The organism is Arthrobacter oryzae (assembly GCF_031454875.1).
GTDB classification, from domain to species: domain Bacteria; phylum Actinomycetota; class Actinomycetes; order Actinomycetales; family Micrococcaceae; genus Arthrobacter; species Arthrobacter oryzae_D.
This window is the reverse complement of record NZ_JAVDRQ010000008.1, coordinates 225,994-238,505: the sequence shown is the minus strand read 5'-3', so window position 1 is coordinate 238,505 and position 12,512 is coordinate 225,994. Positions and strand designations below refer to the sequence as shown.

At 65.3% G+C, this 12,512-nt stretch carries 12 protein-coding genes; 1 reads left to right on the top strand and 11 read right to left on the bottom strand.

What is annotated here, in order from left to right:
* Positions 1-3 precede the first annotated feature (3 nt).
* The 4 genes from miaB to J2805_RS16065 all read right to left on the bottom strand — a co-directional run bounded on the left by miaB (position 4) and on the right by J2805_RS16065 (position 3,743).
* Positions 4-1,572, bottom strand: coding sequence for a tRNA (N6-isopentenyl adenosine(37)-C2)-methylthiotransferase MiaB (gene miaB / locus J2805_RS16080; protein WP_309977939.1), 1,569 nt, complete (start codon positions 1,570-1,572; stop codon positions 4-6).
* Between the two features lie 17 nt (positions 1,573-1,589).
* A complete protein-coding gene (locus J2805_RS16075; protein ID WP_309978046.1) occupies positions 1,590-2,081 on the bottom strand; it encodes a regulatory protein RecX in 492 nt (163 codons plus the stop codon).
* A gap of 151 nt (positions 2,082-2,232) precedes the next feature.
* On the bottom strand, positions 2,233-3,288 hold the full coding sequence (gene recA, locus J2805_RS16070) for a recombinase RecA (RefSeq protein WP_011691321.1): 1,056 nt from the start codon (positions 3,286-3,288) through the stop codon (positions 2,233-2,235).
* 230 nt (positions 3,289-3,518) lie between these two features.
* On the bottom strand, positions 3,519-3,743 hold the full coding sequence (locus J2805_RS16065; protein WP_309977938.1) for a DUF3046 domain-containing protein: 225 nt from the start codon (positions 3,741-3,743) through the stop codon (positions 3,519-3,521).
* Between the two features lie 41 nt (positions 3,744-3,784).
* Between J2805_RS16065 and J2805_RS16060 the strand changes: the two genes are divergently transcribed.
* Entirely contained in the window at positions 3,785-4,306 is a 522-nt protein-coding gene (locus J2805_RS16060; RefSeq protein WP_309977937.1) for a MarR family winged helix-turn-helix transcriptional regulator, read from the top strand.
* A 137-nt stretch (positions 4,307-4,443) separates the two neighbouring features.
* Here J2805_RS16060 and J2805_RS16055 read toward each other — a convergent pair whose 3' ends face one another.
* From J2805_RS16055 to J2805_RS16025, 7 genes are all read right to left on the bottom strand, one after another.
* A complete protein-coding gene (locus tag J2805_RS16055; RefSeq protein WP_078026444.1) occupies positions 4,444-4,896 on the bottom strand; it encodes a helix-turn-helix domain-containing protein in 453 nt (150 codons plus the stop codon).
* A 141-nt stretch (positions 4,897-5,037) separates the two neighbouring features.
* Positions 5,038-5,532: a CinA family protein gene (locus J2805_RS16050; RefSeq protein WP_309977936.1), complete on the bottom strand. Its 495-nt coding sequence runs from the start codon at positions 5,530-5,532 to the stop codon at positions 5,038-5,040.
* Positions 5,529-6,170: a CDP-diacylglycerol--glycerol-3-phosphate 3-phosphatidyltransferase gene (pgsA, locus tag J2805_RS16045; RefSeq protein WP_309977935.1), complete on the bottom strand. Its 642-nt coding sequence runs from the start codon at positions 6,168-6,170 to the stop codon at positions 5,529-5,531. Before pgsA ends, J2805_RS16050 begins: the two co-directional genes overlap by 4 nt.
* 9 nt (positions 6,171-6,179) lie before the next feature.
* The gene (locus tag J2805_RS16040; protein ID WP_309977934.1) at positions 6,180-9,116 is read right to left on the bottom strand and encodes an FtsK/SpoIIIE family DNA translocase; all 2,937 of its coding nucleotides are present in this window, start codon (positions 9,114-9,116) and stop codon (positions 6,180-6,182) included.
* Between the two features lie 198 nt (positions 9,117-9,314).
* Entirely contained in the window at positions 9,315-11,006 is a 1,692-nt protein-coding gene (locus J2805_RS16035; protein ID WP_309977933.1) for a ribonuclease J, read from the bottom strand.
* A 40-nt stretch (positions 11,007-11,046) separates the two neighbouring features.
* Positions 11,047-11,955 carry a 4-hydroxy-tetrahydrodipicolinate synthase gene (gene dapA, locus J2805_RS16030; protein WP_309977932.1) on the bottom strand — a complete coding sequence of 303 codons (909 nt, stop codon included), beginning with the start codon at positions 11,953-11,955 and terminating at the stop codon, positions 11,047-11,049.
* Positions 11,956-12,041: 86 nt separating this feature from the next.
* Positions 12,042-12,464 (bottom strand): hypothetical protein, encoded by a 423-nt coding sequence (locus J2805_RS16025; RefSeq protein WP_309977931.1) that lies wholly within the window; start codon positions 12,462-12,464, stop codon positions 12,042-12,044.
* Positions 12,465-12,512 lie beyond the last annotated feature (48 nt).

Below are 12,512 nucleotides of genomic sequence, written 5' to 3'. Positions count from 1 at the left end.
CGCCTAGCTGCGGCGGACGGGGAGCGCCGGCATGCCAAGGGACACGCCGGTCTTGCCGCCGCTGGCACCGGAGCCACTGCCGGGCGCTGGGGCTCCGCAGGAGTCCGCCTGGGACCTGTCCCAGGCGTCACCGGCACGCGACCGGCGCAGAGCGTAATCTGCGGCCGATGCAGGATCGGCCACCAGGTGGAAGGCCGCGGCTTCGGTGATGGTGACGGTCACGAGGTCTCCGGGGCGGGGCCTTTCCGCACCTTCCGGAATCGAGAAATGCACCAGCCGCTGGTCTTGCGACCGGCCGGACAGGCGGTGTGTTTCCTCCGCCTTGCGGCCGGACTGTGCCGTGACCATCACCTCGACCCGGCGACCGAGCTGACGGGCGTTTTCCTCGGCTGCTATCCGGTCCTGCAGGGCGGTGAGGCGCTCAAAGCGCTCCTGGACCACTGCCTTGGGGAGCTGCTCGGGGAGGTCGGCTGCGGGGGTGCCGGGGCGCTTCGAGTACTGGAACGTGAATGCAGTGGCAAAGCGCGACTTTTCGACGACGTCCAGGGTGGCTTGGAAGTCCTCCTCGGTTTCACCGGGGAATCCGACGATGATGTCGGTCGAGATGGCGGCATGCGGGATGCGTTCCCGGACCTTGTCCAGGATGCCCAGGAACTTGGTGGAGCGGTACGACCGCTTCATGTCCTTGAGTACCTTGTCCGAGCCCGATTGCAGGGGCATGTGGAGCTGTGGCATAACGTTCGGGGTTTCGGCCATGGCGTCGATAACGTCGTCCGTGAACGCGGCAGGGTGCGGGCTGGTGAACCGGACCCGCTCCAGCCCTTCGATTTCACCGCAGGCACGCAGGAGCTTGGAGAATGCCTGGCGGTCGCCGAATTCCACGCCGTAGGAGTTCACGTTCTGCCCCAGGAGCGTCACTTCGATGGCGCCGTCATCCACAAGTGCCTGGATCTCAGCGAGGATGTCGCCCGGGCGGCGGTCCTTTTCCTTGCCGCGGAGGGCAGGGACGATGCAGAAGGTGCACGTGTTGTTGCAGCCCACCGAGATCGACACCCAGCCCGAATACACGGAGTCCCGCTTGGTGGGGAGGATGGAGGGAAAAACGTCGAGTGATTCCAAGATCTCGAGCTGCGCTTCATTGTTGTGCCGGGCGCGGTCGAGCAGTGCGGGAAGGGCTCCGACGTTGTGGGTGCCGAAGACGGCGTCAACCCACGGGGCCTTCTTCAGGATGGTTTCGCGGTCCTTCTGGGCGAGGCATCCGCCGACCGCGATCTGCATCCCCGGGTTGGCAGCCTTGACCGGGGCCAGCATTCCGAGGTTGCCGTAGAGCTTGTTGTCGGCGTTCTCGCGGACAGCGCAGGTGTTGAACACCACGACGTCGGCGTGCTCACCGGTTGCCGGGACATACCCGGCTCCCTCGAGCATCCCGGCCATTCGCTCGGAATCATGCACGTTCATTTGGCAGCCAAAAGTGCGCACCTGGTATGTGCGCGACGGAGCCGCTGCGGGGGCTCCGTCGGTGCTGGCGGTAGTGCTGCTGCCGGACGCTGGGGAGGGAATGGTCAAACTCACCTGTTAAGGGTACCGGTTCATAGGAATTCTGTTTCCGCCTGCCCACCGACTGCGGCGTCCAGGACCTCCCCCACGATCCGGAAGGCCTGCGACGGCTGGTATCCCTTGCGGGCCAGCATTGATGCCAGCCGGCGCGTGACTTTGTCCCGCTCGGCGCGGTCCGTGAGGTCCGCAGTGCCTTTGAGCTTGCGATGGACGAGCTCACGGGCGGCGGATTCCTCCGCTTCGTCGCTGAGCTGCTCCAAGGCCCGGGCCGCAATGTCAGACTCGATGCCCTTGTCCGCGAGCTCGCGCCGTAATGCGCCCTTGGCGAGCTTCCGGGTCTGGGACCTGCTCCGGACCCACATGTCCGCAAACTCGGCGTCATCCACCAGCCGGACTTCTTCGAACCTGTCCAGCACGGCCTCGGCCACGTCCTCCGGAACGTTGCGTTCCGCGAGCTTGCGGGCCAGCTGCAGCCTGCTTTTCGGCGAGGCGGTGAGCTGCCGCAGCACAATGGCCCGCGCCACGGAGGCCGGATCCGGCTCAGCATCCTGTTCAGCCTGCGGCTCCGGCGCGAACCCGCTCCCGGCCGGAAAGGCCACCTCATCCCCGGCGTCGCCGAAAGCTGCCGGGCCAGAATTCCGGGATCGGAATCCTGGCCCGCTCCGCCGGTTTCCCCTAGAAACCGTCAACGGCCTTGAGCTTCGGAGACGCTTCCTTTTCAGCCTCGGCGGGCTTGACGCCGACGCCGAGCTTCTCCTTGATGAGGCGCTCCAGCTCTGCGGCGAGCTCCGGGTTGTCGCGCAGGAAGCGTCGCGAGTTCTCCATGCCCTGGCCCAGCTGGTCACCGTCGTAGGTGAACCAGGAACCGGACTTCTTGATCAGGCCGTGCTCCACGCCCATGTCGATGATGCCGCCCTCGCGGGAGATGCCCTGGCCGTAGATGATGTCGAATTCGGCGATCTTGAAGGGCGGAGCCATCTTGTTTTTGACGATTTTCGCCTTGGTGCGGTTGCCCACCGAGTCAGCGCCTTCCTTCAGCGTCTGGATCCGGCGGACGTCAATGCGGATGGAGGCGTAGAACTTCAGGGCTTTACCACCGGTGGTGGTCTCGGGCGAGCCGAAGAAGACGCCGATCTTCTCACGCAGCTGGTTGATGAAGATCGCGGTGGTCTTGGTCTGGCTCAGGCGTCCGGTGATCTTACGGAGCGCCTGGCTCATCAGGCGGGCCTGCAGGCCGACGTGGCTGTCGCCCATGTCGCCTTCGATTTCCGCACGGGGCACAAGGGCGGCCACGGAGTCGATGACGATGACGTCGAGGGACCCCGAGCCGATCAGCATGTCCATGATTTCCAGGGCCTGCTCACCCGTGTCCGGCTGGGAGACCAGCAGAGCGTCGGTATCGACGCCCAGCTTGGCTGCGTATTCCGGGTCCAGGGCGTGCTCGGCGTCAATGAAGGCCGCGATGCCTCCCTGCCGCTGGGCGTTCGCCACGGCGTGCAGCGCAACGGTGGTCTTACCCGACGATTCCGGTCCGTAGATTTCGACGACACGGCCGCGCGGCAGGCCGCCAATTCCCAGGGCGACATCCAAGGCAATGGAGCCGGTGGGGATTACCTCAATGGGAGCTCGTACTTCGTCGCCCAGCCGCATGACGGAGCCTTTGCCGAACTGCTTGTCGATCTGGGCAAGCGCTGCATCGAGCGCCTTCTGACGATCCGGGGCTGCCGCCATGGTTCACACCTCTAGTTTTCTCGCTGTGGAGTGGCCTGAGCGGCCCTTATCTGTCATCACCGACGCTAACGGCACCCACCGACATTCTTGCCGGATGACATCGCGTATGTGGAAAACGCTCTGAAAAAAGCATAGCCCTACCCGAACAGATATTCGAACAATCGCCCGGCGTGTCAGGGCGAAGCCGTCGGGCTCAGGGGAGCGGCCATCCAGGCCCAGGGCGCTGCGGATCAGTTGCGGGACGGCTTGATGTCCTTGCCGAGACGCCGTTCCGCCGGGACGTCCTGCACGTCGCACATGGCGAGCCAGACCTGCCGCGGAGGAACGCCGGCTGCCAGCGCCTGATCGGCCGTCCGGCCGCCGACCCCGGCCAGCACCAGCGAACTGCTGAGGACACGGGAGTAGCCTGCCCCGAACTCGTCGTCCATTAGCCGCCAAAAGTCGCTGATTCTCACCGATAAAGTCTCTCACGCCCGGGGCCAATAGAATGGTTGCCATGAGCAACCCAGCCGTGGAACCCGATGCTTCAGGGACCACCGAAAACAGCGTCGACGCGGCCCTGCGCACCGTGGAACACCAGATCAGCCTCTTCTGGCGCCGTGGCCGCGCCTTGTCCCAACAGCTGTCGCGGGAAGTGCACCCGGACATGGAACCGGCTGCCTACGGCCTCCTCACCGTCATCCGCCGGGAGGGTCCCATCAGGCTCACGGAACTGGCGTCATGCATCGGCGTCGGCAAGCCGTCGGTCAGCCGGCAGATCGCATTCCTTGAGAGCATCGGCCTGGTATCCAAGGAAGCGGATCCCCTCGACGGCCGCGCCCAGACCATCCAGTTGACGCCCAAGGGCGAGGAGAAGATGCACCAGGTCCAGGACGCCCGGCGGGAGGTCTTCCGTGAGCGCCTGGGCGAATGGCCGGTGGAGGAGCTGCAGGCGCTTGCCGGGTACATGGCGAAGCTCAACGCGACGTATGAGCGGGACGGCTTCCCCAAAGACGAAGCGAACCGCCCCGGCCACTAACGCCGGGCCCCTTAATTAAGGGGCTCGACAGCCAAGGCGGCCCCGCACTCGGCCCGTCATTCAACGCCGAAGGGCCTCCGGCTAAGCCGGAGGCCCTTCGTGTGAGTCTGGTGTGACTGAGTCTGAACCGGCGTAGGTCAGCGGGCGCCCGAGAGCAGTCCCTTGGCCAGTTCATCGGACAGTTCAGTATTGAGCTCGCGGTCAAGGTCGCGGCCGTAACGCTGCGAGAATTCCTGCGGAACGGTGTCCGGAACAGCAACGCCCTCAGCGACAGCAACGCGGTCGCTGACTTCGCGGAGCATGCTGGACAGCGGGACGTCCAGGGCCGAGCAGATCGAAGACAGCAGCTCCGAAGAGGCTTCCTTCTGGCCGCGCTCCACTTCACTGAGGTATCCCAGGGAAACCCGGGCACTGTGTGAAACTTCGCGGAGGGTTCGGCCCTGGCGCTGGCGAACATCGCGCAGAACATCACCGATTTCGTGACGAAGTACTACCATCTTGCGCTCCTTCTGTTCGCTCTTAGCCTGATCGGCGAGGCCCACATCCTTCCAGCGGACAACGCCGTTTACGGATACGGGCTGCTTTACCATCTGTATCGCCTTGCTCCCTCGTACGTCAGGTCCGCCCTCATCAGGCAAGACCATAATTATTTACTCATCCTAGGCGCCTCCACGATTCGGAAGCGACACAATGTAACAACTATTAGGAATCAAATTTTGTTCCCGGCAACTTTACGCCGGGTAAGCCTCGGAAGATAGGGCCTCGAGCAGCCGCTCCAAAGCAGCCGCGCATGCCTGGCCGCGGATGTCGGCGCGGTTCCCCTCGAAAACGTAACCGAACGACGTCGTGCCCTTCGCGGTGGCGATGCCGACGAAGACCGTTCCCACGGCTTTCCCGCCGTGCGGTTCCGGTCCGGCGACGCCGGTTGTCGACACTCCGACGTCTGCTCCGCAGACCCTTCGTGCGCCCGCCGCCATCGCTTCCGCGACGGCTCCCTCAACGGATCCGACGGCGTCCAGCAGCTCCTGGGGCACTCCCAGGACGTCCGCCTTCACTGAATTCTGGTAGGACACCACACCGCCCCGGAGCATGCCCGAGGCCCCGGGAGTGTCCGCAAGGACCGCCGTCACCATGCCCGCGGTCAGCGACTCGGCGGTGGCGACTGTCAGGCCGCGTGTGATGGCCCCGGTAACTGCCTGTTCGGCGATGCGGTGCAGATTGCTCACGGCTTTTCTCCTTGGACGCGCTGGCTGGCGGTACGGCGGCCGCTCGCCCGCAGCTTGAGTGCTTCAACAACATACTGGACTCCGGTCCAGACGGTGATGGCCACGGCCGCGAGCATCACCAGGAAGGCGACCACACCCAGCCAGGGCGCCAGCGATGCGAGCGGAATCACATACAGCATGATCGCAACGGTCTGCACAACGGTCTTCAGTTTGCCGCCGCGCGAGGCCGGGATGACGCCGTAGCGGATGACGAAGAACCGGAGTGCCGTGATTCCCCACTCGCGGACCAGGATCAGGATGGTGATCCACCAGGGCAGCTCGCTCAGGACGGACAGCATCACCAGGGCGGAGCCCGTGAGCAGTTTGTCCGCGATGGGATCAGCGATCTTGCCGAAGTTGGTGATGAGTCCCCGGCTGCGGGCGATGTCGCCGTCGAGCTTGTCGGTGTAGATCGCGACGGCGAACGTCAGGACGGCGGCCCAGCGCCAGGCGCCGTTCTGGCTGTCGAGCCCGGGGGCGTCCGCGACGAGGAACCAGACGAAGAACGGCACCAGGACAATCCGCAGCATCGTCAGGATGTTCGGAAGGTTCCAGATCCCGGAGGAGGAGCCTGAGCTGTTGGCTTCAGTGCTAGTCACTCTCCTAGGCTACCGTCCGGTGAGGGACCAGGCGTCCTCGGAACCGTCTTCGTCGTCGCCGGAGTTGCCGTCAGCGCCGTCGTAGTACTCGACTTTCTGGGTCCGGTTGTCCAGGTCCGCCGCCACGAGGTCTTCGGCGTAGCCACCCTGGGCGATGTTCGAGTTGGCGTTGTCGCTCAGCGCCGCCGTCTGGGAATCCGGGGAGGCCGGTGCTTCCTGGCCCTTCATGGCTGCGAGGACCGCCGCCAGGTCATCGGGTTTGACCAGCACGTCGCGGGCCTTGGAGCCCTCCGAAGGACCCACCACTCCCCTGGATTCGAGCAGGTCCATGAGCCGGCCTGCCTTGGCGAAGCCGACCCGCAGCTTGCGTTGCAGCATGGAGGTGGAGCCGAACTGCGTGGTGACCACGAGCTCGGTGGCCTGCAGCAGGACTTCGAGATCGTCCCCGATGTCGTCGTCGATCTGCTTCTTCTGCGCCTCGGGGGCGACGTCGTCGCGGTAGTCGGCCTTCAGCTGGCCCTTGACGTGCTCGACGACCTTGTGGATTTCCGATTCGGTGACCCAGGCGCCCTGCACGCGCATGGCCTTGGAAGCACCCATGGGCAGGAAGAGCGCGTCACCCTGGCCGATCAGCTTCTCCGCCCCGGGCTGGTCCAGGACCACGCGGGAGTCGGTGACCGAGGAGGTGGCGAAGGCCATGCGGGACGGCACGTTGGCCTTGATCAGGCCGGTGACGACGTCGACGGAGGGGCGCTGGGTGGCGAGCACGAGGTGGATGCCGGCGGCACGGGCGAGCTGAGTGATGCGCACGATGGAATCTTCAACGTCCCGCGGGGCAACCATCATCAGGTCAGCGAGCTCGTCCACGATCACCAGAAGGTACGGGTAGGGGCGGATGACGCGCTTGGAGTCCACCGGGGGGTGGACCTTGCCGGCCCGGACCGCCTTGTTGAAGTCATCGATGTGCTTGAACCCGTAGTTGGCGAGGTCGTCGTAGCGGGCATCCATTTCCCGGACAACCCACTGCAGGGCCTCGGCGGCCTTCTTGGGGTTGGTGATGATGGGTGTGATCAGGTGCGGCACACCTTCGTACGCCGTGAGTTCCACGCGCTTGGGGTCCACCATGACCATGCGGACCTCATCCGGGGTGGCACGCATCAGGATGGACGTGATCATGGAGTTCACGAACGACGACTTACCGGCACCGGTGGCACCGGCCACGAGCAGGTGGGGCATCTTTGCCAGGTTGGCCACCACGTAGCCGCCCTCGACGTCCTTGCCGACGCCCATCACCATGGGGTGGTCGGTCCGGCGGGCGTTCTGGCTGCGGAGCACATCGCCGAGGGAGACTGTTTCGCGGTCCGTGTTGGGGATCTCGATGCCGATGGCGGACTTGCCGGGAATCGGGCTCAGGATCCGGACGTCGCTCGAGGCAACGGCGTAGGAGATGTTCTTGGAGAGCGCCGTGACGCGTTCCACCTTGGTGCCCGCGGACAGTTCGATTTCGTAGCGCGTGACTGTGGGCCCGCGGCTGAAGCCGGTGACCTGCGCGTCGACGTTGAACTGGTTCAGCGTGTCCGTGAGGGAGGCCACAATGGCGTCGTTGGCCTCGGTGCGCTCCTTGGGGATTGAGCCGGGTGCCAGGACGTCCGAGGACGGCAGGGTGTAGGTGACGTCGCCGGCAAGCGAGAGCTGCTCGGTGCGTTGCGGGATGGGCGTCGGCAGCGGAGCGGGGGCGACCGGGCGGGAAGGTACCTGCGCGGCCGCGGCAGCAGCTGATGCGCCGGCGGTTCCGGCGGCCGGGTTCAGCGAACCGGCGGCGACCATCCCAGGGGTGACCAGCGGGATGGCTTCCGTGGCGTTCTCACCGTGGAGATCCGGGCCCTTTGTGCCCAGTCCCTGCGCTGCCTTGATCTTTTCGACGGCGATCTCGGCCTGGGTGGGCCGCCGGACGCCGGGCGCCGGCCGGGAACCCTTGCCGCCTGCCTTGGTGCCGGTGGCTGCTTCGTCGTCGTCGATGACGGCATGTTCGAAGGCTTCGTCGCCGACGTAGCCTTCGAGGCCGGGATCGGCCTCCGGGTCCTTGCCGAACAGGCGGCCGCGCTTCTTCTTCTTGGGCGCTGCCTGGGCGGAGTTTTCGTAAAGGTAGCTGCGGTCATGGGCGTCGGCGTCGCCGGATTCCTGCAGATCGATGCCCATGAGGTGCTCGTATGCGTCCCTGATCCGGCGCGGAATAGCCCCGAAAGGTGTGGCGGTGACGATCAGGAGGGACGTGAAGGCAAGCAGTCCGTAAACGGCCACGGGCACGGCCGTGTGCAGCGCGGCCAGCGGCGAGGCGGCCAGGAAACCGAGCATTCCGCCGGCGCGGCGCAGGCCGTCGAAACCGTCCGCCACCGTGGGCTGGCCGCCGATGACATGGGCCAGGCCGCAGCCGGCAAAGGTCATGATCAGGAAGCCGATGCCGATCCTGTTGTTGCCCCGCCCGTCCGCCGGTTGGCGGAACAGCCTGATGGCGCAGGCGAAGAGCATCAGCGGCAGCAGCAGGGACATCCAGCCGAACGTCCCGTTGACGATCGCGAACACGGTGTCGGGGAACCATCCCGTGAAGCCCCACCACGCGAAGGTGGCAACGAACACGCCAAGCGCAAGGTTGAAGAGGGCAGCACCGTCCCGACGTTCTTCCGGCGCGAGGTCGCTGACGTCGTACCCTATCCTGCGCACACCTCCGCCGACGACGTGGCCGATGCCCAGCCATGCGCCTGCGGCCACCCGCACGAGCCACGGCTGGCGGGGTTCGACAGCGGCCATCTGTCGTGTGCGGGCCGTACCTGACGTTCCCCCGGTCCGGCTGGATTTGGACGCAGCGGAGCCGGAGCCCCGGGCCGCAGAGCTGCCTGATTTACCGCTTGAGTTGCCTCTAGGCGCGGAGGAAGTACGTGTCGCCATACTCGCCACGGTACCCGAGGTCGGGCGAAAAACCGCGGATTTCCGGGGCAGCCGGGGACCCATGTTGCGGGCGGAACGGCGGGAACCGGGCGTCTTTGACCCCGGGGGAACCGCCTAAACAGCGGGGCCTCCCCCGCAGGCGGCTGCCGTGGCGGCAACATTTCTGCGGGGAAGGCCCCCTGGTGCAAGTCCGGATCCCTAGGCCTCGAGGACCACCGGGATGATCATGGGCTTGCGGCGAAGCTTGCGGTTGACCCACGTGCCGACAACCCGGCGGACAACCTGCTGGAGCTGGTGCGTGGTGTGGTCCGTGTGGTTGAGCACGGCTTCTTCCAGCGCTGCGTTGATCTTGGGAATGATTTCATCGAAGACTGCATCGTCTTCAGCCACACCGCGGGCGTGGATTTCCGGCCCGGAGACCACCTTGCCCGTGGCGCGGTGGATTACGGTGATGATGGAGATGAAGCCTTCATCGCCGAGCGTCTGGCGGTCCTTCAGGTCCGCTTCCGTGACTTCACCGACGCTGGAGCCGTCAACGTACACGAAGCCCACCTCAACCTGGCCCACGACGTCGGCCTGGTGGTCGCGGAGGTCGATCACTGTGCCGTTGTCAGCCAGCAGGATGCTCTCATCAGGCACTCCCGACTCGAGGGCGATCTTGCCGTTGGCGATGAGGTGCCGCGTCTCGCCGTGGACCGGCATGGCGTTCAGCGGTTCGAGGATGTTGTAGCAGTACAGCAGCTCTCCGGCCGCGGCATGGCCCGAAACGTGGACCTTGGCGTTGCCCTTGTGGATGACGTCAGCGCCGAGCTTCAGCAGGCCGTTGATGATGCGGAACACGGCATTCTCGTTGCCCGGGATCAGGCTGGAGGCCAGGATGACGGTATCGCCCTTGCCCACGACGACGCGGTGGTCCCCGTTGGCCATCCGGGACAACGCAGCCATCGGCTCGCCCTGGGAACCCGTGGACATCAGCACCACGCGGTTGTCCGGCAGGTTGTCGATGTTCTTGATGTCCACCAGGATGCCGTCCGGCACGTCAAGGTAGCCAAGCTTGGCGGCGATGGCCATGTTGCGGACCATGGAGCGGCCCACGAAGGCAACCTTGCGGTTGTGGTTGGCTGCCGCGTCCAGGACCTGCTGCACGCGGTGAACGTGCGAGGAGAAGGAAGCGACGATGATCCGCTTGCTGGCCTGTCCGAAGAGCCGGTCCAGGGTGGGGCCGATTTCCTTCTCGGCCGTGGTGAAACCGGGAACGTCAGCGTTGGTGGAGTCGGACATGAACAGGTCCACGCCTTCTTCGCCCAGCTTGGCGAAGTGGCGGAGGTCCGTGATCCGGCCGTCCAGCGGCAGCTGGTCCATCTTGAAGTCGCCCGTGTGAAGCACGGTGCCGCCGGCGGTGCGGATGAACACCGCGAGGGCATCGGGAATCGAGTGGTTGACCGCAACGAACTCGGTTTCGAAGGGGCCGAAGTGCTCCACCTGGCCCTCGGTCACGGTCAGCGTGTAGGGCTTGATCCGGTGTTCCTGCAGCTTGGCCTCGATCAGGGCGAGGGTGAGCTGGGAGCCGACCAGGGGAATGTCCGCGCGCAGGCGAAGCAGGTACGGCACGGCACCGATGTGGTCCTCGTGGCCGTGGGTCAGGACGACGGCCACAATGTCATCAAGCCGGTTCTCGATGTAGGAGAAATCGGGCAGGATGAGATCGACGCCGGGCTGGGTCTCCTCAGGGAAGAGGACACCGCAGTCGACGATGAGCAGCTTGCCGTCGATTTCGAAGACGGCCATGTTGCGGCCGATCTCCCCCAGGCCGCCGAGCGGCACGATCCGCAGGGTGCCCTGGGGAAGTTTCGGGGGCGTGACAAGGCCTGGAAGGGCGGTTTGGGTCATAGTGCACTACTTTCCGGGTGGAACAGGGGGTCTTTACCGATCAGGAAAAGACCATTCCTGCTTCCGCCAAATCCTCGCGGATGATTGCGATCTCGGCTTCGTCCGGCTCCACGAGGGGCAAACGGACAACCGAGTTGGGCAGGACTCCCTGCCACTTAAGAATCTGCTTGGCCGCAACGGCCCCCTGCACGCGGGTCATCGTGGCCCGGACAACAGGTTCGAGTTCAAAATTAATTTTCCGGGCGGTGCCGAGGTCGTTCGCGTTGACGGCGTCGATCAGCTCGCGGAACCGGCGGGTGGCAACGTGGGTGGTGACGCCCACGAGCCCGACGGCGCCCATCGCCATCCACTGCAGGGTCAGGCCGTCGTCGCCGGAGTAGAAGAGCAGGTCGGTTTCTGCCATGACGCGGGTGGCGGCAGCGAAATCGGCCTTGGCGTCCTTGACTGCGACGATGTTCGGGTGCTCCGCCAGACGGATCATGGTTTCCGGAGCAATCTGGATCGATGAACGGCCGGGGATGTCATAGAGCATCACGGGAACGTCGGTCGAGGAGGCGATGGCCTCGAAGTGGGCGCGCACGCCGGCCTGGCTGGGCTTGTTGTAGTACGGCGTGACGATCAGGAGGCCGTCGACGCCAACCTCGGCTGCCCGCCGGGAAAGGTGCACGGAGTGTGCGGTGTCGTTGGTTCCGGTGCCGGCGATGATCGCGGCACGGCCGCCGACAGCTTCCTTCACCGCACGGAACATCCCCACGTTCTCCTCGTCGGTGAGGGTGGAGGTTTCGCCGGTGGTTCCGGTGACGACCAGGCCGTCGCAGCCGTCGTCGACAAGCTTTACGGCCAGTTCCGCCGCCTGCTGGTAGTCCACTTTGCCGTCCTCAGTGAACGGCGTGACCATTGCGGTCAGGAGGGTGCCAAAAGCAGGGATATTCGCGGAAGTGTCAGCCATAAGAAAAACGTTACCCTGTCCCCGCCTTGTTAGGACAATGGCGGCGGCGTGATGATCGTCAAATTCGGCCCTTCAGGCGTCACTTTTCAGGGGTCTGACGCCGTTCCTGCCGGAGGCGTACCGCAGTATCGGCTGACGGCATCCTCACGGAGGGACTCCGCCCACGAGGCGAGCCGCTGGGCGGCCCGGACATAGTGGAAAAGCTCCGTGGGCGTGAGGGCATCCAGGTCACACTCAGCAAGCCTGCGCGCCAACTCCGCCCCCGGCGGCTGCGCCGACAGTGCCACACCTTCCTTGCCCCACTGGACGTCCTCGGCCGGGTCGCCGGCCACTAACTGGCGAAAAAGATAGTCCACCACGCCAGGGCTCATCGCTTTGAGCAGACCCGTTGGTGTCCGGCGCCCCGATCCGTCGCGTTCCGGCGTTCCGCGTGCCGGCGTTCCGCGTGCCGGCAAGCTGTGTTCCGGCAAGCGGCGCTCCGGCGTTCTGCGTTCTGGTGCGTTGTTCATGAAGCGATCCTATTCGAACATATATTCGAATACAAGGCTTGCCGGAAG